We start from the raw sequence: 24872 nt of genomic DNA, 5'->3' as shown, positions 1-24872 counted from the left end.
GCCGCCGCGACGTTTTTCGGCACTGTCGCACGCCGGCTCCAATCGCCGCCGGTCAGCGCGGATCCTTCGCTGAATCGAGCGTGTTTCAGACGTCGGGCTGGTCCAGATCCCGCCACTCGACGGCATCGCGCCACTCGACCGAGCCTGCGCTCTCCGAGGTCGGCGCGACCGGCTCGTCGACCGGGCGCGGACGCCGGGTCCAGGCATCCGGATCGTGCAGCAGTTCGTCCAGGAACGACGGCAGCAGATCGTGCGAGATATCCGCGATGGTGACCCGCTCCAGCACCGAGCGGATGTTCACCCGCAGCCCGATCCACACGCGCTGCAGCGGTTCGGCCGCGCCCGGATAGCCGACATCCTCCGGTCGCTGCCCGCGCACCGAGGCCAGCGGACCCTCCACGGCGCGAATCACATCGGCGACGCTGATCCGCGCGGCCGGGCGGGCCAGCCGGTAGCCGCCGTCCGGGCCGCGGCGACTGGTCACCAGGCCGCCCTTGCGCAGATCCGCCACCACCGATTCCAGCACCTTGGGCGGAATGTCCTGGGCGGCGACGATGGCGTCGGCCTTCACCGAATCCGGTTGCGCCTTCGCGATTTCCACGAGCGTGCGCACCGCGTAATCGACCTTCGCGGTGATGTGCACGGAGAACTCCTGATCGAGATCGATGGTTGCGGCAAAACCCTAGCGCGCCGGATACAGCACGCCGAGCGCGGCATCGAGCAAGGTTTCCTCGACCTGGGCGGTGTCGGTGCCGGGCACGATCTCCGGGGAGATCATGGCGGTGCTGAGCACCTGCATGGCGGCGGCCGCGCGCAGCAGCGTATCGGCGTCGGCACCGGGTCCGGCCAGCCAGCGGCAGGTGCGGTGATGCAATTCGATGAGGTCGGGGTAGCGGTTGCCCAGGGCATTGACGATGGCGACGGTGTCGCGCATGCACAGCGCGCCCACGTGCCGGTTGGCCAGGGTCGAGCGCAGGCGCTCGCGAATCATCCGGCGGACGTTCTCGGGGGTGTGCTCGAGCTCGTCGAGACCGTCGACCTGAGCGCGGAGCTCGTCGAACATCGGCTCGATGATCGCGATGAGCAGATCGACCTTCGAGGCGTAGTGATAGTAGAGCGAGGCTTTTGTGATTCCCACCGCATCCGCGACCTCGCGCAGACTGCTGTGATCGAAGCCCTTGGTCGAAAAAAGCTGGAGCGCGGCCTCTCTGATCGCATCTTTGGTGCTTCTACCTGCGGCAACTGATCCGGAAACGACTGGGGCGCCCATGCTCTCATCCTCTCACCCCGGCTCGGTGTGCGACGCACGCCACCTAGAGTCGAGGTTGTTCCTCCGCTTATCCGGTCGGTAGTCTACCTACCGCACGGTAGGCAGATTAGTTTTCGTGGAGGCGGGGGGCCGAGGCTCCCGGCGGCAGTGACTGTCTACGCGCTTGCGCACAGCACCCTGTTTCGCCCGTATACCCATTCGCCCAGGAGAACCCCTCGTGTCCGTATACCTCTATCGGTGGGGAAAGTTCGCCTTCCGCCGGAAATGGATAGTCATCACGGCGTGGATCGCCGCGCTGCTCGTCATCGGCGGCACCGGCGCGGCGCTCGCCAAACCGTTCCAAGACTCGTTCTCGATGCCGGGCCTGCCGTCCGAGCGGGCCACCGAGATTCTCGACAAGCACTTCCCCGGCGCGTCCAAGGACTTCGACTCCAACACCGTCAGCGGCACCTACGTGATCGCCGCGCCCGACGGTGAGACGCTGACCGACCCCAAGAACGCGGCGGCGCTGCAAGGCTTCCTCGCGGATCTGGGCAAGCTCGACATCATCGACAAGAACAAGCCGCCGATGGATCCGATCGCGGCCACCAAGCAGATCGGCAAGCCCGCGGGCATCGACTGCCTCGAAGGCAATCGCGCCGATCCGAACTTCGCCGGTGTCTGCGCCAACGCGCCGCTGAACGTCCTGAACAAGACCAACCCGGACTCGGTGGCGATCGTCAAGGCGCTCTACAGCATTCCGAAGTTCTCCGACATCAAGCCGGCCGACCAGGACGCCGCCTACGACGTGGGCAAGAGCGCGCGCGACGCCGGGCTGCAGGTGGAGCTCACCGGCAATATCGAGCAGAAGCAGGCCGCCGGCGGCGCCTCCGAGATGATCGGCGTCGGCGTGGCGCTGGTGGTGATGATCATCGCGTTCGGCGCCATCGTCGCCGCGTTCGTGCCCATCATCACCGCGATCTTCGGTGTCGGCACGGCCATGGCCATCGTCATGTTCGGCACGCACTGGCTGACCGTGCCCGCCTTCACCCCGACGCTGGCGTCGATGATCGGCATCGCGCTGTCCATCGACTACGCCATGTTCATCGTGTCGCGGTACAAACACGAACTGGCCGTGTCGAATTCGCCGGAAGAGGCGGCGGGCACCGCGGTGGGCACCGCCGGTTCCGCGGTCATCTTCGCCGGTCTGACCGTCATCATCGCGCTGGCCGGGCTCAGCTTCGTGGGCGTCAACTTCCTCACCTACATGGGCGTCGGCGGCGCGATCACCGCCACCATGGCGGTACTGGTCGCGGTGACGCTGATGCCGGCGCTGCTCGGCGCGTTCGGCGGCACGCTGTTCAAGCCGAAGCTGCCGCTGGTCGCCCAGCACGATCCCGAGGACGAGCACTCGGTCACCAACGGTATTCGCTTCGCCCGCTTCATCGGCAAGGCTCCGGCGCTGACGCTGGCGGCGGCCGTGGTGCTGCTGGGCCTGCTCGCCGCGCCGGCGGTGAACCTGCAGCTGGGTCTGCCCGGCGGCGATTCCATGCCGAAGGACACCACCCTCTACAAGGCGTACGACCTGCAGACCAAGGGCTTCGGCGAGGGCTCCAACGGCACTCTCATGGTGGCCGTGGATCTTTCGAAGACGCCGGCGGATCAACGCGATCAGGCGCTCGAGGAGTTGCGCGGCAAGCTGAAGAGCTACCCGGGCATGGACTATCTGACCGCTTCGCAGCGCAGTCAGGACGGGGAGGCCGCGCTCTTCACCGGGGTGCCCAAGTCCGGGCCGAACAACAAGGAGACCAAGGACCTCGTCGAGCACGCGCGTAACGCGGAATCGGACTTCAACAGCCGCTACGGCATGGAGTACGGCATCACCGGCACCACCGCCATCTACACCGATGTCTCACAGGCGTTGCTGCACAAGATCATTCCGTACCTGTCCATCGTGGCGGGCGCGGCATTCCTGCTGCTGCTGTTGGTCTTCCGCTCCATCCTGGTGCCGCTGACCGCCGCCCTGGGCTTCCTGCTGTCCATGGCCGCCACCTTCGGCGCGACGGTCCTGCTCTTCCAGGAGGGCACCTTCGGCCTGTTCGACCCGCATCCGCTGGTCAGCTTCCTGCCGATCATGTTGATCGGCTTGGTATTCGGTCTCGCCATGGACTACCAGGTCTTCCTGGTGACCCGCATGCGTGAGGAATACGTGCACGGCAAGTCCGCCAAGGACGCCATGATCAGCGGCTACCACCACGGCGCCCGCGTCGTGACCTCCGCCGCCATCATCATGATCTCGGTGTTCAGCGCCTTCATGCTCGACGACAACGTGGTCGCCAAATCCATGGGCTTCGCCATGGCCGCCGGCGTCTTCTTCGACGCCTTCATCGTCCGCATGATCCTCATCCCGTCCCTCCTCGCCCTCCTGGGCAAATGGGCCTGGTGGATGCCGAAGTGGCTCGACCGCATCCTCCCCGACATCGACGTGGAAGGCTCCAAGCTCACCGCGTTGAAGGAGGCCTCGGCGCCCACCGAGGACAAGCAGCCCATCACGGTCGGCTGATCCGCTCGTAACCCCTCGGCCCCCCACTCGATTTCGGGTGGGGGGCCGAGTGCGTTCGACGGTCACCGTAGGAAGCGATGGCCTCGACCACGTCGACGGCGGGTCCCTTCACATCGATCGAATTCCCATTCGACCGCCGGGCCCGCACCTGCTCGACGGTGGTCACCTCGAAACCGTTGCGCCACTCACCGAGGTTGGAACACCGGTGGCTGCACACCCGGATCGTCGCCGGGCGACGGCACCCTCGAATGATGCGAAAACGCCCAGACAACCGCCACGAGAGCGACGATCCCCACTGCGGCGAGCGCATAGGTCCGCCACCGCGCCGCCCCGTAATCTCCGGCTTCCGCCAGTACCACCAAATCACCACCAGCAGCAGCACAACCATCCCCCACAACACGACGACCGACATCGGCCCCTCCCGGTTGCTCGCGCACAGGCCGAACCTGCGCCACAACCAAGCCTGACCCGCGCGCCTTAACCATCCCTTGCAATCCGAATAAGCCCTCGCTCCGATGCCGAACCGTATGGGGCCGTTGATGTTCGGAGCTACCATCGCGGGATGATCGCTCGCATCTGGCGCGGAGTGGTCCGCGCGACCGACCTGGCCCCCCTACGTCGCCTACATCCAGGACACCGGAATCAAGGAGTACAAGCAGACCCCCGGAAACCAAGGGGCGTGGATGCTGACCCGCGTCGAAGGCGACCGAGCCGATATCATCACCCTGAGCTTCTGGGACTCCTACGCCGCCATCGAAGGCTTCGCGGGCACCGACATCGAGCAGGCCGTCTACTACCCCGAAGACGATGACTACCTCCTCGAACGCCCCACCAAGGTCCTCCACTACGAAATCAAGTGAGCTTCAGTCGGATTGCTGACGAACCTGCCGGACGAATGAAAAAGGCTCCGACCTAAATTCAGGTCGGAGCCTTCGAGCGGTGGCGGAGGATTTGAACTCTCCGTCACCCCACTACCACAACCTGGGCAAATTCACCAAACACCATGCTAGCGCTGGCATCTCATTCACTCGCGTCCACGGCCAAAACTGGCCTTCGCCCGGCATTCTTTGTCAGATTCTTGTCACCAGCCCTGCCGTTTTAGTATCTCGAGCTGCAAGAACCTGCCGAACTCGGGCGGAGCCAAGGGCTGTATCGGCAGCGGCGCACTGACGCGCCGACCTCGTCCGCGCTCTTTTTCGCAGCCGTCCAGCCCCGATTCACTGAGGTGATCTCAGCGACTTTCATTGGTGTCGGCCGTGTTCGAAATGGGTGAGGACGAGTGCGGCTTTGACGATGTCGCCGATTCGTTCGGGGCTGGTGGTGAAGTGGTGCAGGGCGCGCCAGCGTCCGGTGAGCAGGGCGAAACCGCGTTCGGCCAGGCAACGCAGCCCGCGCAGCAGAGCGTTCCGGGTGCGGGTGTCGATATCGAGGTCGCGGCCGTCGCAGGGCTGTCTGACCGGGGTGTGCACCCCGATCCCGGCGCCGTCGTATCCGGCGTCGGCGAGGGTCGGCAGATCCAGATGTGCCGCGGCCCAACATAATGCGCCGAGCACCTGGGTGCGGGCGGCGGTGATGTCGTGGGTCGAGCCGGGTTCGGCGTCGGAGATCCACAGCGGGAATCCGTCGGGCGCGGTGAGTGCTTGCAGGTTGGCTCCGGGGGCGTGGGCCTTGCCCGAATACCAGGCGTCGATCGATTCGCCTTTCACGCTGAGGGTCTGCTCGCCACAGCGGTCGGAGCGAAACAGCTTGCCGTCCAGGTTCAGATGCGTCATTCCCTGCTCGTGCGCGTGGTGCAGGACTTCGTGCAGGTCGGGGGCTTGGGCGGCGAGCACGTCGATCGCCTCGCCGTGATAGCGGTAGGCGGTCGAGCGGCTGATACCGAAACCTGCGCCCAGCACCGCGATGTCCTCGCGTTTACGGAACCAGGCCAGCACGAACATCGCCTGCCGAAACGGTGTCAGCGCCCGGGCACCGCGGCGGGTGCCGCGGGCTCGTCGTTCGGCGGCCAGCAACCGCGAAACATGGCAGACCAGCTCCCGAGACACGTCGAGCATGGCACGATAGGCAATCACGTGGAGTCCTTCAGGCATCGGAATTCTGTGGGAGAAAACCGGTCTACCTGGGACTCCACGCCCATGACCGGGCAAGTCCCGAAACTCCCGAATGCCCGAATCCCTCAAGCACACACCGAAGTTGATGAGATCACCTCACTGAGAGCTGCTCATCGGCCAGGGCGAGAAGATCCGTCTCGGCCTTCTTACGGTTATCGTCTCCGAGCAGGTTGAACTCTGCCGCGTCAGCGAAGCGGCGACTCCGTTGCCGCAGGTAGTGCGACAGCAACAGTGGCACATGGCCGTTCTCGCTGAGCAGGGTTCGCGCCGTGGGGTGCAGGTCGTAGAACCATTGAGGTTCGGCGAAGGGCTTGTGCCAGCGTTCCCGGGTGAGGTTGTTGTCGCTCAGGCACCGCTGACACCGGAATTTGGAGCCGAGGTTATCGATCGGGACGAACGAGACGTGCGTGCAGTGGGCACATCCAAGGACCAGCCCGCGGATGAAGAGCCCGCGGTCGGTCAGGTGATCGACCTTGTCTCGCGTGTCGACGCTGACCTGCTGATCGGATCGTTCGCAGATTCCTTGGAAGGTAAGGAATGTCTCGGTGCGAACCACGCAGCCGTGCTCCTCGGGAAGGCCGGCCCCCTCGGGCTTTTTTGTGCGCTCAGCCACGAACGAGTGCAACCCCGCAGCCAGCGGACCAGAGACCAACTCGGCGAGCTCGGCACGGTTTCCTAGGAGACGGGCCAGTAGTTCTGCGTGCGCGCCGGGAGTGGACAGGCTGGTGGTCATGCCGTGCACCTGTGCCCGTGCTCCGGCCCAATCGAGCAGCGACGGGAAGCGCAGTTTGGGTCTCGCGAGTTGCCACTCGACAGACGCGCCACCGCCAATGAAGTCGAAGCGACGGGATTCGAACGAGATGCCACGACGGCTGGCACGAATGTGGGTTTGGTGCAGTGAGGTGATCTCACCAAGTTTGTTGTGTGCCTGAATGATTCGGGCATTCGTGAGTTTCGGGACTTGCCCGGACACAGGCGTGGAGTCCCAGGTAAACGGTTTCTCACCACAAGAACCTGATACCTGACACCCTCGGCCGCGCCTGGATGCGCATCATCTGGGCCTGCTGGCGCACCAAAATCGCCTACAACCCCACCCGGCACGAGCCCGAAAAACAGCCAATCGCCGCATAGGGGTTGACTCAGGAAACTCATCGGCCCACCGGTTCCCGGATCGGTTCGGCCGCCAGCGTTTCCGCGATGGCCGCGACATGGTCGTGCAGGTAGAAGTGCCCGCCCTCGAACATGGTGACCTGAAGTTCCTGGCTGGTGTGCTGCTGCCAGCCGTAGAGATCGCCCATGGTGACGAACTCGTCGTCCTCGCCGCCGAGGGCGTGCACGGGCGCGTCCAGGACCGCCTCCCTGGGGCAGGTGTAGGCGTCGAAAGCGGCGTAGTCGGCCTTGAGGGCGGGCAACGCCATGCGCATGAGCTCCCGGTTGGCCAGCACATCGGCCCCGGTGCCCTGCAAACCGCCGACGTGATCGAGCAGCTGTTCGTCCTCGGTGGGATGCGGCGGCATGTCCGCGACCCGCCACGGCGCGACCGCACCGGAGACGGCCAGCAGCCGCACCGGAATCCCGGCTTCGGCGGCGAGCCTGGTGAATTCGAACGCCACCACCGAACCCATGCTGTGCCCGAACACGGTGATCGGGGCGCTATTGTTCTGCGGGGAGCGCTCGAATTCGGCGAAGGCGCCCGCGGCGATCTCGGGGACGCTGCGCAGCGCGGTTTCGCGGGCACGGTCCTGGCGGCCCGGGTACTGGAAGATGGCGACGTCGAACCGCTCGGACAGCGCCTTGGAGAACGGGCGGTAGGTGGACGCGCCGCCGCCCGCGTGCGGGCAGATCAGCAGCGTGGGGCTGCCGGGGGTGCGGGGTCGATGGAACTTGCGGATCCATCCGAGGCTGTTGCTCATTGTTCTCGTTCCTGTTCTCTCACTGCCACATCCGGCGCATGACCAGCAGGCCGTGGTCCTCGTCGCCGAGCACCGGGGTGTCGCCGAGCAGGCGGTCGGGGTCGGCGGCGATGGCGCGCAGGGTGTCGTGGAAGGCGGCCTCGACGATCTCGGCCTCGGCGGGGTCGAAGGAGTCCTCGGCGTAGAAGACCACCGCCTGCACGCCGTCGGCGGGCAGCAGCGAGTTGGCCGGGAAGATCATCAGCAGCAGCGCGTTGTCGGTCGCGCCGCCGCCTTCGAAGGTGACCAGTTCCAGGTTCGCCTGCGCCAGCAGGGTTTTCAGCTCGTCGCGGCCGGGCGGGTAGGACTGGAAGACGAACATGGAGTCGAACAGCTTGCGCACCCCGGTGGCACGGATGGCCGAGGTGAGCCGGTACTGGTGGAACTCCATGAGTTCGACTCGGCGGCGCTGCATCTCGGCGAGCAGTTCGCGCCAGCTGGCCGCGTCGCGCAGCCCGACCGCGACCGGGATCGTGTTGGCGAAGCAGCCCACCGCATGATCGACCTCGTCGAGATCGGCGGGGCGGCCCGAGACGACCTCACCGAAAACCGCTGTCTCCGACCCGGTCACGTAGCGCAGCACATTGGCCCAGGCCAGCTGGCAGACCACGCTGAAGGTGGTGCCGAGTTCGGCGGCAAGCGCGGTGAGCCGATCCACCACCTCGGGATCGATGGCGGCGGAGCGGCCGGTGGGCACGCCGCCGCCCTCGGGCGCCCGGTTGGGGGCGACCAGGCAGGGCTGCACGCCGTCGAGATAACCGGACCAGGCGGCCTCGGTGTCGGCCTCGCAGTCCTGGGTGCGGCGTAGGAATTCGGCGAAGGTGCCGGGATCGCCGAGCGGCGCGGCCGTGCCGTCGGACAGGTAGGCGGCGAAGATCTCCTGCGGCAGCAGCTGCCCCGACCAGCCGTCGGTGAGCAGGTGGTGCGAGGTGAGCACCAGCATGTGCACCGCGCCGGGCAGATGCACGACGGTGGCGCGGGTGAGCGGGCCGCGAGCCAGGTCGAACTGTTCGCCCTGATCGACCAGCAGCAGTTCACGCAGGCGCTGATCGGCGTCGGGGCGATCGGCGAAATCGACCTCCCGCACCGCGACCTCGACGTGATCGGCGACGATCGCGTACGGCTGCCCCGCATGCGACACCGAGATCCGGATGCGCAGGTTGGGGTAGCGGTTGACCACCGTGTCCAGGGCGGCGCTCAGCCGCGGCAGCTCCAGCGCGCCGCGCACGGCGATCATGGTCTGCACGTTGTAGAAGTCCTTGCCGCCGGACCCGAGCGCGGTGAAGTACAGCCCGGCCTGCATGGGCGCGAGCGGGTGCACGTCGTCGAACGCGCCGTAGAGGGTCAGCCAGCGGTCCAGGTCCAGCTGTGTGATCTCGCGAGCCAGCACGTCGCTGGGCGTGAGCTGCCGAATCGGATTGTCGCGCACTGTCTTCGCGAAGTCGCGCAGGCTGCCGGCCCACAGGTCGGCGAGTTCGTGCACTTCGGCGTCGGTGAGCACGCCCGCCGGGAAGCGGAAGGAGGCGCGCAGGGTGGCGCTGCCGCCGTCGGTGATGGTCACCGTGTTCACGTCCAGCACCGCGGCCACCGGCATGGCCGGGTCGGCGTGGCCGCCGAGATAACCGAATTCCGGCGCGGCTGACCAGGTTTCGGCCGCCTCGGCGACGTCGAAGCGGCCCATGTAGTTGAAGCTCAACTGCGGCGCGGGACAGTCGGCGAGCGCGGCACGGCCGTCGTCGTTCAGCCAGCGCAGCAGACCCCAGCCGATGCCCGAGTCCGGTACGGCCAGCAGCTGTTCCTTGACCGCCTTGACCGCGTCCACCATATCGGTCTCGCCGCCCCTCACGACGTCGAGCGCGACGGGGTAGGCGCAGGTGAACCAGCCCACGGTGTTCGCGAGATCGGTTCCGACGAACAGGGTTTCGACCCTTCCGTGGCGTTCCATGGTGAGTGAGACGGTGCCGGCGTCGTTGTCGCGCGCGCGCCGGAAGCGGTGCACGGCGACGGCCAGCGCGGCGACCTGGATATCGAGGAAGTCGCAGCCGAACGCCTGTGCGCCGGTGGTCATGAGGAAGCGGGTGTCCTCGGCGTCGAGTTCGGCGGTGACCTCGTGCAGGGTGGCGACGGTGTCCACGGCCGGATCGAAGGCGCGGCTGCCCAGCACGGGGTCCGCGCTCGCGGCGACGGCCTGCCAGCGCGGCAGCTGCGCGACCAGTTCGGCGCGGTGCGCGGCCTGGATCAGGCTGGTGTTCCAGGCTTTCACCGACGTGCCGGTGTCCGCCTCGAGCGTGCCGTCACGCCAGCACTGGCGGAGATCGTCGTGCAGGATGCGCCAGGAGACGCCGTCCACCACCAGGTGGTGCGCCACCAGCAGCAGACGACCGGTCGCGCGGTCGGGGGTGCGCACCCAGACGGCGGCGACCATGCGGCCCGCGGCGGGATCGAGACCGGCGCCGGCGGCGTGCAACTGCTGTTGCAGCAGGTCGGGGGTGACCGCTTCCCACTCCTCGTCGGCGACCACGATCTCGAGCAGTTCCACCGCCGCTCGTGGCTCGCCGACCGCCGGAACGTAGTACGCGGCAGCGTGTTTCGATTCGCCGTCGGCACTGCCGGGCGCGGGATCGCCGTGGGCCGCGAGCTCGAGGCGCGCGCGCAGCAGCGGGTGACGGTCGAGCAGTGCGTCGATCGCGGCGGCCAGCCGTTCGAAGGTAGCGTCCGGCGGGGTGACCATGGCGGTGGCCTGGCTGTATCCGGTGTAGTGGCCGACCTTTTCGACCAGCATGGCCGCGATCGGGTTGAGCGGGATCCAGCCGGTGTCGCCGCAGGCGACGAGCGCGGGCGCGCCGGTGTCGAGGACCGCGGCGGTGGCGGCGGCGATGGCCGCGATGGTGCGGGCCTCGAACAGCGCGCTGGTGGTGATGGTCAGCCCGCGCTTCTTGAGCGCGGAGGCCATGCGGATGGCGGTGATGGAGTCGCCGCCCAGCGCCAGGAAGTCGTCGTCCGCGGCGAGTTCGAGATCCGCGGCCAGGCCGAGCACCTGCCGGGTCACCTCGGCGACCAATCTCTCTGGACCATCCCGCAATTCGCGGCCTCGACCGGTGTTGCCGCCCAGCTCGGGAACGGGCAGAGCGCGGCGATCGAGCTTGCCGTTGGCGGTCAACGGCAGCGCGGCCATGCGCACCAGCGCGGCCGGAATCATGTAGTCCGGCAGCCGGTCGGCCAGGTAGGCGCGAATACGTTCGGCGACAGCGGTCTCGGAGTCGGTGGCGCATACTGTGTTCGGCTCGGCCACGTAGTAGGCGACCAGCACCGCGTCGGTGTCGCGCGGCAAGGCGACGGCGGCGGCCGAGCCGATGCCGGGCATGCGGCGCAGTGTGGTGCCGATCTCGCCGAGTTCGATGCGGTGGCCGCGAATCTTGACCTGATCGTCCACGCGGCCCAGGTATTCCAGGCGGCCACGCGAATTCCAGCGCACGATATCGCCGGTGCGGTACATGCGCGCCCCCGATTCGGGCGCGAAGGGGCAGGCCACGAAGGTGGCGGCGCTCAGGCCGGCGCGGCGGTGGTAGCCCTGGGCCAGCTGCACGCCGCCCAGGTACAGCTCGCCGGTGACGCCGGGCGGCACCTGCCGCAGCTGCTCGTCGAGGACGAATACCGACGAATTCGATTCGGGCACACCGATGAGCGCGGAACGGATCTCGTCGGACCCTTGCGTCCCGGCGAAGTCCTCGTGGGTGAGGTCCATGGCGGCCTCGGTCGGGCCGTACAGGCCCAGCACGGTGCCGCCGAACACCCGGCCGGCCTCCTCGACCAGCGCGGGCGGCACCGATTCGCCGCCCAGATAGACGTAGCGCATGGACCGCAAGCGCGCCGGATCCGGCCCGGCATCCAGGAACGCGCGGGTCACGCTGGGTACCAGCGACAGCTGAGTGACCTGGTGCCGCTCGATGATTCCGGCCAGCGCCTCCACATCGGCCTGCCACCATTCCGGGTGCGGGAGCACGGTGGTCGAGCCGGTGCACAGTGCGTTGACGAGCTCGAACACCGAGACGTCGAAACCGATCGGGGCCTTCTGCAGAATGCGTTCCGCGCCGAAGCCCAGGTAGTCGCGCATCCACTGGACGTGGTTGGCGACAGCACGATGATGGACGACCACGCCCTTGGGGCGGCCGGTGGTGCCGGAGGTGTACAGCAGGTACGCGGCATCCAGGGGGTGGATGGGGCGGCCGAGCTCCCCGGGCCGGACCGGTCTCCGGTCGGCGGCGGTCAGTTCGGCGCGGATCCGATCGGCGGCGAGATCCAGGACGGGGATCGCGAGGTCGGCGGCCAGACGCCGCTCCGGCGAGACCGACGTGATCAGCAGTCGCGGATCGGCGTCGCCGAGCATGTACTCGATCCGGTCGAGCGGGTAGCTCGGATCGACGGGCACGTACACCGCGCCCGTGCGCACGACGGCCGCGAACACGACCGGCAGCCATTCGCTGCGTTCGGCGTATACGCCGACTCGATCACCGTTGCGCACACCGCGTTCCAGCAGCAATCGCGTCAGACCGTTGACGCGGGAATCGAATTCGGCGTAGGTCAGCTCGATGTCCTCGAACACGACGGCCGTGCGCTCCGGGTGGTCGCGCGCGGAACCGCGGATCATGGCGTCCACGGTTTCCGGCATGATGGCGGGGCGGTCGCCGAAGGACCAGTCGTCCAGACGTGCCCGGTCCGCGGCGGACAGCGTCTCGAGCGCGCCCAGGGCCGCACCGGGTGTCGCGGCGGCCAGCACCTGGTCGATGTACTCGTGCAGCCGCTCGATGGTGGCGGCGTCGAAAAGGTCCGTGCGATAGGTGATCTGGACGTCGGTGCGGTCGGCGTGCATGAAGGTCTCGACCACCAGCGGCAGCAGCGCACCGCCGTTGTCGATGAGCTCCCAGCTGGTGGTCGCGCCCGGCAGCCGCGGACCCTCGATCTGCTGGTGTAGGAAAAGCACCATGGTGTCGAACAGCTTCGAGCCGACGTGCCCGGTGGCGCGGTTGGCGGCCCGGACGATCGCCTCCTGCGGGAAATGCTTGTGCCGGAACGCTTCCGTAGTGGTCGCGCGCACCTGAGCGACGAGATCGGCGAAGGTCGCCGCACCCGCGCCGGTGAAGCGCAGCGGAATCATGTTGGACAGGTTGCCGATCAGCAGTTCCTGACCGGATTCCTCGCGGTTGGCGACCGTGGTGCCGACCACGATGTCGCGCTGTCCGGTGGTGGTGCGCAGGGCCAGATAGTAGGCGGCCAGGAACACCTGGAACGGGGTGGCGTGCAGGTCGGCGGACAGGCGGCGCAACCGTGCGTCGGCGGCCGCGCCGAGCAGCCGGTCGAAGCGGTCGCCGCGCTCGCTGACGGTGACCGGGCGGCGGTCGTAGGGCAGCTGGAGTTCGGGAACCTCGCTGTCGAACTGGCTTTCCCAGAAGGCCGCGTCGGCGGTGTGATCGCCGTCGCGGAAGCGGTCCTGCTCCCATTCGGCGAAGTCGGCGACATTGCGGCGCAACGGTTCCACGGTGATCTCGCCGGCGCGGGCCTGCCGGTAGAAGTTCTCCACATCCTTCGACAGCGCCGGCAGCGTCATGCCGTCCCAGGCGATGTGCTGGATGGTCACGACCGCCACCAGGCGCGCGGGGCGGGTGCGGGCGAAGGTGACGCGCAGCGAGGATTCGGCCGAGAGGTCGAAGGTCTCGTGGGCGGCGGCGCGGGCCAGCTCGGCCAGCAGGCGGTCGGTCTCGGCCGGGGCGTGCCCGCTCAGGTCGGTCTCGGTGAACCGGGGTGGCAGCTGGTCGTGTATCAGCTGGTAGGGATCGCCCTGCTCGTCGTTGTGGTAGGTGGTGCGTAGCACCTCGTGGCGGCGCACCAGCGCCAGGAACGCGCGGCGCAGCGCGCCGGCGTCCACGTCACCGTCGAAGGTGAGCGCCAGGCACAGATTGTAGGCGGCGCTGTCGGGCGAAATCTGCTGGTGCGCCCAGACATAGCGCTGTCCGAAGGACAGCGGCGCGCGGGTGGGATCACGGCGCACCGGGACCGCGGGAGCGGCGGCCAGCCCCTCCCGCACGAGCCGGGCGGCCATGGCCGCCTGGAGGTCTTCCAGCGATTTCATATCAGTCGAACCAATCCTGTGTTGTCGAGAATGCCTTGCACCGCAGCGGATTCCGTCTCGTCAGCGGGCGGCGACCGGTTCGGGCAGTGCGACCTCGGCGAGTTCGAGAAGGATCCGGGCCACCTGGTCGAGGCGATCGGGGGTGGGCTCCCCCGCCAGCAGGACCGCGGTGATGCCGCGCACGGTGCGGCCCTCCAGGACCGCGGTGACACCGAAACCGTGCACCGCCAGCAAGCCGCGCAGCTTGGCGGTCAGCGTGGTCGCCAGGATGGAATCACCGCCGGCCGCGAAGAAATCGGTTGTCACACCCAGCTTCTCGATACCCAGCACCTGGGCGGCGATGTACTCGACCGCGGCCTCGAGCGGGGTTTCCGGCGCGGTGTAGGAGTCCTGGGCGGCGTCGTCGCCCGCGGCCACCAGCCGGTGGATGGCGGCGCGGTCGAGTTTGCCGTTGCCGGTCAGCGGGATCGCGGTGGCCAGCTCCAGGATCTCCGGGAGCATGTGCGCGGGCAGCAACTCCCGCACGCCGGCGAGGATCACCTCCGCCGAGGACGCGACGCCGCCGGACTGGCTCGCGTCCTCGACGGCAGCGACCGCCGCCAGGCGACCCGAATCGGTCACCAGGGCAACGGCTTCCCGGATGCCGGGCTGTGCGGCGAGCGCGGATTCCACCTCGCCGAGTTCCACCCGGAAACCGCGGATCTTGACCTGATGGTCGGCGCGGCCCAGGAAATCGAGGGTGCCGTCGGGCAGGTAGCGGGCCAGGTCGCCGGTGCGGTACCAGCGGATGCCGGCGACGGTGACGAAGCGGTCGGCGGTGCGCTCGGCGTCGCCGCGGTAGCCGTCGGCCACGCTGACGCCCCCGATCCACAGCTCGCCCGGCACCCAGTCCGGGCAGTCCTCGCCGCGGGAATTCACCACGCGGCAGCGGACATTCGCCAGCGGGACGCCATAGGGGACGTTCGCCCGGTCGGCCGGGTAGGCGTCGGTGATCTCGCAGATCGTGGAGTGGATGGCCGTCTCGGTGGTGCCGCCCAGGCCCGCGAACCGCACGCCCGGCACCACCTGCCGGAAGCGGTGGCCCTGCGCGGACTTCACCCGGTCGCCGCCGGTGATCACCACGCGCACGGTGCGCAGCTGTTCGGGGGCGGCGGTGTCGAGCAGCATGGTGATCAGACCGGGGGCGCAGTTCACCACGGTCACACCGGTTTCCGCGAGCAGCGCCGACCAGGCCACGGCGTCGCGTTCGATGCCGGCCTCGACCGCCACCACCGCGCCGCCCAGCGACAGCGGCGCGAAGATGTCGAACACCGACAGGTCGAACTCCAGCGCCGACAGCCCGAGGGTGTGATCGTCGGCGTCCAGCTCGAAGTGGGTGATGATGGCGTCGATGGTGTTGGCCGCGGCCCGGTGGCTGACCTCCACGCCCTTGGGCTCACCGGTCGAGCCGGAGGTGAACAGCACATAGGCGATCGAGTCCGCGGGCGCAACGATCGGAGCGTCCAGGCGTGGCCCGGCGACGGCGTCGGCCAGTGCCAGCGCGGTAACCGACGCCGGCAGCTCGACCGGCGCGTCGACCAGGACCACCCGCGCCCCGCCGCGCGCCAGGATGCGGTCGCGGCGCGCCCGCGGCTGCGTGATGCTGATCGGCAGGTAGGTCGCGCCGGCGGCCAGCACGCCGAGCACGGCGGGAATCTGCCTGTGGCCCTTGGGGATCATGACCGCGACGGTGTCACCGGGACGGACCCCGGCCTCGGAGAGGGCGTGGCCGATCGCGAGCGCCTGCGCCGCGAGTTCGCCATAGCCGAGCACGCCGGTAGCCGTGTTCCGCGAGCTCGGAGCCGCGGCGGGATCGAGCCAGCGCAGGGCGGGCCGCTCGGGGTGGAGCTGCGCCAGCGTGAAGAACGCCTCGTGCAGGGTGCGGGGTCCGCCCAGATCCAGACTGGTGGCATTGACCCGGTCGCGCGCGGCCTGTTGCTCAGCGGGCAACGCGATCGCCAGCTCCGCGTTCCAATCCGCGCCCGGCTCGACGAGAGTGTCCAGCAGCCTGCGGAATTCGGTGAACATGGCCTCGGCTACGCCCGCGGGCAACGCGTCGCGGCGGATGTCCCAGTTCACCAGCAGCCCGCCGTTCAGCTCGACGACCTGGGCATCCAGGTCCACCTGCGGGCCCTGGGAGATGATCCAGGCCGGGTCGCCGAAGGTGCGCAGTACGCGCTCGGAGAACAGCTCGCCCAGATCCAGGCCGGAGGTGAACACCACCGACGGGGTGACCGGCGCGCCGCGCAGGCGGCCCAGATCACGCAGCACGTCGAGGCCCTCGTAGACGGAATGCGCGGCGCAGGTGTGCAATTCGCGCTGCAGGCGCTTGGCACGCGCCACCATGGATTCGCGGCGGCCCGCGTCCACGTCCACCAGCACCGAGTTGGTGAAATCACCGACCACGGCGTCGATGTCGGCGTGCAGCGGTTCGCGGTTGAACAGCGGCACGTTCAGCAGGAAGCGCTGCCGCGCCGACCAGCGGGCGATCGCCTCGGAGAAGACCGTGGCCAGCGCCACCGCCGGGGTCACGCCGTGGCCGTGCGCGGCGCGATGCAGGCGGGCCTTGGCGTCGGCGTCGAACCAGTGGTGCAGTCGCACGCTGGCTGCTGGGTCGCGGCGTTCGGCCTCGGGCAGCACCGGCAGCGCCGGAATGTCGGGCAGGACGTTCAGCCGCTCGCCCCACCAGTGCCGATCGGCCGAATTGTCGGGCGCGGTGCGCTCTTTCGCGGCCAGGTACTCGCGGAAGGTGTATGCCGGCGGGGGCAGGGTGTCGGCGTCGGCCTCGTAGAGGGTGGCCAGATCCTCGAGGATGCGCCGGTAGCTCTGCGCGTCGGCGGCCAGCATGTCGACGTCCACATGCAGGCGGTGGCGGCCGCCCGGCAATTCCGACAGCGTGATGTCGATGACCTGCCCCGCGGCCACGTCCATGCGCTGATGGCTCTTGGCCTGGCGGATGCGTTCCAGCTCGGCGGTCTCGGAATCGGCCGTGAGCGTGCGGGATTCGAAGACCGGGCGCTGCGGTTCGGGCAGGGTGCGCTGGGTGCCGTTGTCGGTGAAGCTCGCGCGCAGCTGTTCGTGACGGCGCACCAGGCGCGTCACCGCACGGCGCAGCCGCTCGGAATCCAATCCGCTGCCGTCGAATTCGACGTAGAGGTGGGCCGCGACACCGCCGAGGGCCTGATCCTGGCGGCGCCCCATCCAGTAGGCGTGCTGCATGGTGGCGAGGCCGAATTCGCTCGCCGCGTCCGGCGCGGCGCCCTGCGCGGACTCGGTTCCGGCCGTGGCGTTCTCGGTGGCGCCCGCGGTGAGCAGCGCGGTCCAGGCCGCGAGGGTGGGTTCGAGCGCGAGCGCCGAACTGCGGATCTCGCAGCCGCGCTTGCGCCACTGGGCCGACAGCTGCATGAGCATCATCGAGTGCATGCCGAGGCTCACGAGATCGTCGGTGTCGCCGATCGATTCGGGGGCCACGCCCAGCGCCGCCGCCACCATGTCGCGAACCTCAGCAATGTCGAGCATCGAACTCCCTCATCAGCGAACAGTCAGCCATCGGCCCATTCATAGGCAAGGCTTGCCTAACTTCAAGGAGACTAGCCCATGCGCACCCGCCTAGTACAGCGGTGTGGTTTGGCTAACCTAATCGACCAGTTCAGCGCTCTGACAAGCCAGTACATCGGCGAGCGCGCTCAGCTCGGCCGTCCAGCGTTCGGTGCGGAGGGCTGCGGACGGCTCGTCGAGAACCGCGGCATTCAGATCGAACTGGGCCACCAGGGACGGCCTGCCGTCGCGGGGGACGACCGCGGTGGTGACGTCGACCGTGAAGCGCAGCGGCAGCGACGGGTGGGCGGCCACACCGAACTCGCCGGTGAAATCCGCGAGCGGGGTGGGCGACCAGGGACCGGCACCGAATTGGAGGACGTCGAAGCGGCCCAGGTGGTTGAGGCGGAGCTGGCCGCGCGCGGCGAGGGTGCGGTTCGACAGGTCCGGCCGGGGCGCACCGGGATACCAGGTTTCGGCTCCGGAGCGTGCGATCAGCACCGTCTCCTCGACGGTGAACCAGCCGACTCGGCGGGTGTCGTCGTCGGCGGGTCGGCCGTGGGATTCCCTGGTGATCGCGATCCGGTCGGTCGCGTCGGCGAGTTCGGGGAAGACCCTGGCGCAGGCCAGGATCAGGACGTCCTCGAGTGCCACCCCGGCCTCCGACGCTCGCGACAGCAGGGCCTCGGTGCGCTCCGGCCCGAGTTCGGCGATGCGCTGCATCACGTGCGCGGCCCGATCGGTACGCGGGTCGGTGAACCGTCCGGCCAGCGGCGAGCCGAGGATTTCCGTACCGGAAGTGCCGGCGGCAGGCCCGGATTCCGCGTACGGGGTCTCGTTGAGCGGCGGTGCGTCGTCCTGCGCCAGGTGCCGCAGGTCATCGATCAGGATCAGCCAGGACACCACGTCCACGGCCAGATGGTGGATGGTCAGCAGCAGGCGCGGCTGGGGGCCGGGCAGCAGGGTGGCTGCCACCATACGGCCATTGTCCGGATCCAGGCGGGCGACGGTGGACGCGAGTTCCGCTGTGGCGGAGTCGGTTCCGTCCGAGACGGCCAGCCAGGCGGCCGGGTCGGTGACATCCTCCGCCACCAGCACCGGCACTCCGGCGGAGTCGGTGCTGAGGCGCGAACGCAGGGTGGGGTGCGCGGTGGCGAGCGCGGCCAGCCGCCGGGTCACCTGGTCGGGCGTGACATCGGCGGGCAGCGAGATGACCTGGGATTGCGCCAGATAGCGGTAGTCGCCATTGGCGAGGATCTCGTGGGCCAGCGCGGTGAGCGGCAGCACCGTCCCGGCCGGGGTGACCGGAGCGAGGGCCGCGGGTGATTCGGTGGCGGCTTCGTCCAGGCGGGCGGCCAATTCGCGCAGGTCGCCGGCGGCCAATACGTCCGCGGCCGCGATCCGGAAGCCCGCGCCGCGCAGCCGCGACACCAGGTCGATGACGCCGATGCTGTCGATGCCCAGATCGACCAGACTGTCGGTGAGGCCGGGGCCCTCGCCGGTGCGCAGCGCCGAGATCACCTCGAGCACCGTGCGCTCGGTGGCGGTCGCCGGTTCGGCGCCGGCGGCATCGGCCACGGGGGCGGTGAGCAGGGCGGTGGCGGCGTGCACATCCAATTTGTCGTTGCGGTTCAACGGGATTTCCGCGACCTGAACGATGCGGGTCGGCACCAGGAACCGCGGCAACCGGCGCGCCAGATTCGCCCGCAGGCGCGGAACCGGGACGTCGCCGACAACCAGCGCGCCCAGCCGGGTGCGGCCGTTGTCGGTGTAGGCCAGCACCGCGGCGTGCTCGACGCCCTCGAGTTCGCGCAGCACCACGGCAGCCTCGTCGGGTTCGACGCGATAGCCGTTGATCTTCACCTGGCTGTCGGCGCGGCCCTCGTAGACGAGGGTGCCGTCGGTGGCCCGGCGCACCAGATCGCCGGTGCGGTAACGCCTTCCGGCCGGACCGGCGACGAAGGCGGCGGCCGTGGTGGCCGGGCGGCCCAGATAGCCGTGTGCCAGTTGCGGACCCGACAGGTACAGCTCGCCCTGACCGCCGGGCGGTACCGGCCGCAGCCGGTGGTCGAGGACCTCGGCGGTCATGCCGTCGAAGGTGCGGCCGATGGTGGGCGCGGCATGGTCGTGCACGTCGGCCATGAGCGCCTCGACGGTCGCTTCGGTGGGGCCGTAGAAGTTGATGACACGGGTGTCGGGCAAGGCCCGCAACCGATTCCAGGTATCCGGATCGATGGCCTCGCCGCCGAGGGCTAGCACCGCCAGCGGGCAGTGCTCCACGCCGTCGCGCGCGGCGAACAGCCCGAAGGCGATGAGGCGCGGCAGCATCGACGGCGAGGTGTCGAAGATGTCGATGCCCTGGCCGAGGATCGCGGCCGTGATCTGCTCGGCGTCGGTGCGCGCCTGCTCGCCGAGCATGACCACGGTGTGGCCGCTCAACAGGGCCACGGTCGGCTGCCAGGCGGCGTCGAAACCGGTGGACCAGCCGTGGCCGATACGCAACCGCCGGCCCAGTCGGGCGGCGGTCGGGGCGAAGATGCGGCGCTCGTGATTGGCCCAGTGGTTGAGCAACGCCCGATGCGGCACCACGACACCCTTGGGGCGGCCGGTGGTGCCGGAGGTGAAAATGACGTAGAAAGGCGTCTCGGAGGCAGCCGAATCGAGTTGCGACACCGGGATATCGGGGACTGGTCGCGGCCCGCCAAGAGCACCGGTGAAGCCACCGAGAGCGCCGAGTAGCCGCAGTCCGCCGTCTCCCCCGGTCACACCGTGCACGCAGTCCTGCCCCTGCGCGCGCACCTGAACCAAGACGTCCACCAGCGCCTCGTCCGCGAGAACCAATCGCGCGCCCGAGGTTTCGAGCAGGTATGCCAGCCGATCCGCGGGCGTGCCCGGGTCGACGTGCACCACCAGACCGCCCGCGTGCGCGACGGCGAAGGGCGCGTGCAGCACTCGCCGATCGCGCGGCAGCGCCACCGCCACCGCCTCCCCGGGACGTATTCCGGCCGCCCGAAGGTTCGCCGCCAAACGCTCTACAGCGGAACCGAATTCGGCGAACGTCTGCTCCCCCGCCCCATCCACGACGGCCACCGCTTCGCCCGCACGTGCGGCAGCGGCCAGCAGCACATCCGAGACAAGCCCGGTCGCCATCTCGCCGCCACACGCGGTACCCGCGCCGGGATCCAGTTGCAACACGCCGGGTTGGTCGGTGGCGGCGGTCAGGCCGGCAGGTTCGTCGTCGAGCAGGACGCTGACCTCCGCCGCGTGGGTGGAGTGGGTCAGCCGGCTGACGACGGCGAGCATGCGCCGGGCCAGGCGGTCCGGGTCGAAGCGGGCCACCAGGTCGGGGCGGATTTCCACGCGGGTGATCAGTTCGCCGTGCTCGACGACCGGGACCACCGCGATCGGATAGTGACTCGGAGAGTCGACACGGCGTGGGAGCAGGCGTGCGCCGTGGCCGAGCGGCATATCGGAGGTGACGCCGCCGAGCGGGGTGTTCTCGAAAACCAGCAGGGTGTCGAACAATTGGCTGCCGCCGGTGCGGCGGGTGATCTCGGCGATGCCCAGGTATTCGTGGGAGCGCAGCTGGGCGACCTCGCGTTGCAGGGCCACGCCCAGTTCGGCGGGGGCGCGCTCGTCGAGGCGGACCCGCACCGGGATGGTGGTGACCAGCGCGCCGACCAGCCGATCGGCGTCCGGCAGCGAAGCGTCACGACCGGAGGTGGTTTGACCGAACACCACGTCGTCGCGACCGGTGAGCCCGGAAAGCACACGCGCCCAGGCCATTTGAAGCAGCGTATTGAGGGTCAGGCCGTGGCCGCGCGCCCAGGCGGTCACCCGTTCGGTCTCGGCGCGGTCGAAGCGGGCCTCGCCCAGCACGGGAATGTCGGCGGGCGCGGGCGCCGCGAGCATCGACATCGGCGCCAGACCGTCGAGGGCGGCCTGCCAGGCGCGCGCGGACGCCTCGGTGTCGCGGGCCGCCAGCCAGGCGGCGTGCGCGCGCAGCGGCGGCGCGGGCGGCAGCGCGGCGGCCGGGTTCGTGTGCAGGGCAATGAGATCCGCGAACAACAGCGGGATCGACCAGCCGTCGATGACGATGTGGTGGGCGGTGCACACCAGCTCGTAGGCATCCTCGGCCACGCGGGCCGCGACCACCCGGAACAGGGGTCCCCGATCCAGGTCGATGCGGCGGCGGCCTTCGTCCCAGTACAGCTGGCGAGCGGCGGCGTCCGGGTCGGGGGCGGCCCGAAAATCGATCTCACGCCAGCCGATTCGGACGTCGGACGTGATCACCAGCACCGGGTGCGGCAAACCGTCGGCCAGCACGGAACCGCCCAGATGCGGGTAGCGATCGAGCACCGCATCGAACGCGGCACGCAGCCGAGTCAGGCCCGTCAGACCCTCCACCCGTACCGAGAAGGTCACCAGGTACGGGTCCACCGCACCGGAGGTGAGGCTGACCGAGTACAAGCCGCGCTGCAACGGAGACAGCGCGACCACGTCCAGGATCTCGGCGCTCACCGGGCGGCGAGCTTTCCGGCCAAGGCGCGCAGGGCGTCCGCGTCGAGTCCGGAGGCGGCCAACGGCGCGACCTCGGGGGCCGGGGCGGGCGGGGCGGCGGTGTCGGCGGTGGTCAGGGTGGCGGCCATCTCGCGGACGGTCGGGGATTCGAAGATCTGCTGCACGTCGAGGTGGTGGCCGCGTTCGGCCAGCAGGGTCACGAAGCGGAGGGCGGCTACGCTGTCGCCGCCGAGGGCGAAGAAGTTGTCTTCGCGGCCGATCTCGTCGTCCGCGTCGAGTTCGAGGATCTCGCGCAGCACTTCGGCGACGACTTGCTCGGCTGGGGTCTGCGGTGCGCCGCCGAGGCCGGAGATGGCCAGCGGGTCGAGCGCCAGATCGTCGTCCGGGGTGAACCATTCGCATGGTGACACCGCGCTGGCGTCGGTGGCGGTATCGAGTGCGGCCGTCCAGGATTCAGCGGTCCGCTGGAGGCGGGCGGCGAACTGTCCGGCCGAATAGCGGCGCGACAGGTCCTCGGTCACCTCGACGGTGACGGTCCAGCCGTCGGCTGTGGTGACCGAGTCCACGATCAGGTCCACACCGTGCGGGCGGGCCGCGGCGCTCGCGATCTCGCGGGCGATGCCGCCCGCGACCGCGAATTCGAGCACGCTCGGGCGGACCCGGAGCAGCACCTGGAAGAGGCCGCCCTTGGCGGCGCCGCCCGGACCGCGCAGTTGCTGGGTCAGCCGCTCGATGCGGGTGCCCGCGTGCGCGTGCGCCTCCGCCAGGAGTTTCTCGGCCGCGCCGATCAGCTGGCGCGGTGTCCCGCCACGCGGCGAATCCTCGCGCAGCACCAGGTAATTGGCGAAGTTGCCCAGTATGTCGGCCGACCCGTCGAAGCGGCCGGGGACGCCGACACCGAGCGGTACGTCCGCAGGTGCGCCCAGCCCGCGCAGGGTGTCGGCCACCAGCGCGGCCAGGGTGGCGGTCGCCGCCGACTCGCCCGCGGCGAGCTCGGCGAGCGGTGCGGCCGGGACCCGGACGACGGCGCGGGCGCTGCGCGGGGTGCTCGGTCGCTCCCGCAGTGGCAGCAGCTGTTCGGGCAGCCCTGCCAGCCGCTGCTTCCAGAAGGCCAGCGAAGCGTCCTCGGCGGCCAGTTGTTTCACCTGCCCAGGGGCGAAATCCCGGTACTGCGGGGCATTCTCGCTCTCCTCAGCCGATACCGCCTCGAACACCCGCGCGGCGATCAGGTCGAGGGTGTGGTCGTCGGCGGCGACCGGATGCGCCGCGATCGAGACGACCGCCCGATCCGGCAGGCGGTAGAGGCGGATTCGCAGGGGCGGCTGCGTGGTCAGGTCGAATCGGTGACCGGCATCCGACATGAGCGCACCGGGCAGCGCCGCCGCCGCGAGTTCCACCGTCTCCACCACCGGTGCGGTGTCGAGGACCCGCTGATACGGCACCCGCCGATCGTCGGGGTAGACGGTGCGCAGGATTTCGTGGGCGGCGCACAGTGCTGCGGCGCACTCGGCCACGTCGCGCACAAGTGACGCCGGAAACTCAAGGGCTGCAAAGACATTGGCGGCCGCGACGCCCGCCAGTCGTTCGGGCAGCAGGGCGGCCTGCTGGGCCGGGGACAGCGGGGCGCCGCGGTCGGCGGGCCGCGCGGGGGCGACGGGTACGGCGTGGGTGTCGAGCGTCATGTCGGGAAGTCCTTCCTGGCTACCGGCGACTAGCTGCCGGCGACGTTCGCGAACGTCGGTTCCAGCTTTTCCAGCACGTACGGCACCGACAGCGCCGTGGGCTGATTGATGGCATTGATGGCGACCACGTCGACGAACGCGATCCCGTTGTGGCGCACCGACGGCAGCTCGCCGTAGCCGGGCAGTTCCTTGAACTTGGCTTCCAGGGCGGGCATCGCGCCGCACACCAGCAGGTCGGCGGTGAGGTCGCTCGAGCGCTCCGGCGACAGCGCCAGGCGGCCGCCCGCGGGGGCCTCGGCCACGATCTTGTCCGGCATGGTCAGGCCCAGGCGCTCGAACAGGGCGGCCGAACCGTCTTTGGGATCGGCCAGCACCATGAGCTGCGCGGGCCCGGTGAGCATGCAGGTCAGGAACGTCTTGCCGTGCAGCCCAGGGTGTTTCGCGGCGACGGCGTCGATCTCGCCGTTGACGTCGGCGACGACCTTGGCGGCCTCGTCCTGCTTGTGCAGCACCTTGCCCAGCGTCGTCACCTGGTCCTGCCACGGGTCGATCTGCGCGTTCGACAGCGAATCGATGGTGGGGGCGAGCTTGGAGAACTTCTCGTAGGTGTTCTTGTCGAGCATGAACGACGGGCCCAGGATGAGATCCGGTTCCAGCGCGGCGATCTGCTCGGTGTAGTCGCCGGTCATGGTGAGCTGCTTGGCGGAATCGGGCAGCTTGGGCTCCCACGGCACCGACGATGCGGCCGTCATCCCGGGCACCACGTAGCCGACCGGGGTCACGCCCAGCGCGAGCGCCGCGTCCAGCCACTGCGGGCCCAAGGTCACCACCCGCTTGGGGACGCCGTCGATGCGGGTCTCCCCCATGACGTGGGTGACGGTCGTCGAGCCGGCGCCGGTGTCGTCGTTGCCGGAACCGCACGCGGTGGCCGCGCAGACCAGCCCCGCCGCCAGAGCGGCGAAACCGGCGCGGCGCACGCGTGCTCGTAGTCGGCCTGTTGTCATTCGGTTCGCTCCTCGAATCCGCTCGCCGGGGACGGCGTCCCCGGGACTGCTGTATTCCGTTGCCGCGGCGGCTCGTTCACCGGCACG

At 69.3% G+C, this 24872-nt stretch carries 13 protein-coding genes; 2 read left to right on the top strand and 11 right to left on the bottom strand.

All coding sequences use genetic code 11. The annotated features are described in order from the left end of the window. Positions 1-85: 85 nt before the first annotated feature. The gene (locus D7D52_RS28670; protein WP_120741311.1) at positions 86-643 is read right to left on the bottom strand and encodes an RrF2 family transcriptional regulator; all 558 of its coding nucleotides are present in this window, start codon (positions 641-643) and stop codon (positions 86-88) included. Between the two features lie 39 nt (positions 644-682). Beyond that, on the bottom strand, positions 683-1270 hold the full coding sequence (locus tag D7D52_RS28665; protein ID WP_120741310.1) for a TetR/AcrR family transcriptional regulator: 588 nt from the start codon (positions 1268-1270) through the stop codon (positions 683-685). A 217-nt stretch (positions 1271-1487) separates the two neighbouring features. Here D7D52_RS28665 and D7D52_RS28660 point away from each other — a divergent pair, with 217 nt between their 5' ends. After that, a complete protein-coding gene (locus D7D52_RS28660; protein WP_120741309.1) occupies positions 1488-3812 on the top strand; it encodes an MMPL family transporter in 2325 nt (774 codons plus the stop codon). Here D7D52_RS28660 and D7D52_RS38110 read toward each other — a convergent pair. Then, positions 3799-4224 carry a hypothetical protein gene (locus tag D7D52_RS38110; RefSeq protein WP_162958623.1) on the bottom strand — a complete coding sequence of 142 codons (426 nt, stop codon included), beginning with the start codon at positions 4222-4224 and terminating at the stop codon, positions 3799-3801. The two genes, D7D52_RS28660 and D7D52_RS38110, sit on opposite strands and share 14 nt — an antisense overlap. Positions 4225-4495: 271 nt before the next feature. On the opposite strand from D7D52_RS38110, the gene D7D52_RS28650 reads away from it, so the two are divergent. After that, complete coding sequence (locus D7D52_RS28650) at positions 4496-4672, top strand: hypothetical protein (protein WP_222932690.1); 177 nt, start codon at positions 4496-4498, stop codon at positions 4670-4672. A gap of 381 nt (positions 4673-5053) precedes the next feature. Here D7D52_RS28650 and D7D52_RS28645 read toward each other — a convergent pair whose 3' ends face one another. From D7D52_RS28645 to D7D52_RS28610, 8 genes are all read right to left on the bottom strand, one after another. Continuing rightward, positions 5054-5884, bottom strand: coding sequence for a transposase family protein (locus tag D7D52_RS28645; RefSeq protein ID WP_425464574.1), 831 nt, complete (start codon positions 5882-5884; stop codon positions 5054-5056). A gap of 130 nt (positions 5885-6014) precedes the next feature. Beyond that, the gene (locus D7D52_RS28640; RefSeq protein WP_162958622.1) at positions 6015-6896 is read right to left on the bottom strand and encodes a hypothetical protein; all 882 of its coding nucleotides are present in this window, start codon (positions 6894-6896) and stop codon (positions 6015-6017) included. A gap of 175 nt (positions 6897-7071) precedes the next feature. Beyond that, a complete protein-coding gene (locus D7D52_RS28635; protein WP_120741304.1) occupies positions 7072-7836 on the bottom strand; it encodes a thioesterase II family protein in 765 nt (254 codons plus the stop codon). A gap of 19 nt (positions 7837-7855) precedes the next feature. Beyond that, positions 7856-14002, bottom strand: a complete 6147-nt coding sequence (locus D7D52_RS28630; RefSeq protein ID WP_120741303.1) for a non-ribosomal peptide synthetase — start codon at positions 14000-14002, stop codon at positions 7856-7858. Between the two features lie 60 nt (positions 14003-14062). Next, entirely contained in the window at positions 14063-17560 is a 3498-nt protein-coding gene (locus tag D7D52_RS28625) for a non-ribosomal peptide synthetase (RefSeq protein WP_120741302.1), read from the bottom strand. Between the two features lie 117 nt (positions 17561-17677). Continuing rightward, complete coding sequence (locus tag D7D52_RS28620) at positions 17678-22099, bottom strand: non-ribosomal peptide synthetase (RefSeq protein WP_120741301.1); 4422 nt, start codon at positions 22097-22099, stop codon at positions 17678-17680. Then, positions 22096-23781 carry a condensation domain-containing protein gene (locus tag D7D52_RS28615; RefSeq protein ID WP_120741300.1) on the bottom strand — a complete coding sequence of 562 codons (1686 nt, stop codon included), beginning with the start codon at positions 23779-23781 and terminating at the stop codon, positions 22096-22098. The genes D7D52_RS28620 and D7D52_RS28615 overlap by 4 nt, the downstream gene beginning before the upstream one ends. A gap of 29 nt (positions 23782-23810) precedes the next feature. Continuing rightward, positions 23811-24785, bottom strand: coding sequence for an ABC transporter substrate-binding protein (locus D7D52_RS28610; RefSeq protein WP_120741299.1), 975 nt, complete (start codon positions 24783-24785; stop codon positions 23811-23813). Positions 24786-24872: the final 87 nt, after the last annotated feature.

Source organism: Nocardia yunnanensis (genome assembly GCF_003626895.1).
Taxonomy (GTDB): domain Bacteria; phylum Actinomycetota; class Actinomycetes; order Mycobacteriales; family Mycobacteriaceae; genus Nocardia; species Nocardia yunnanensis.
This window is presented reverse-complemented; position numbering and strand designations above follow the sequence as displayed.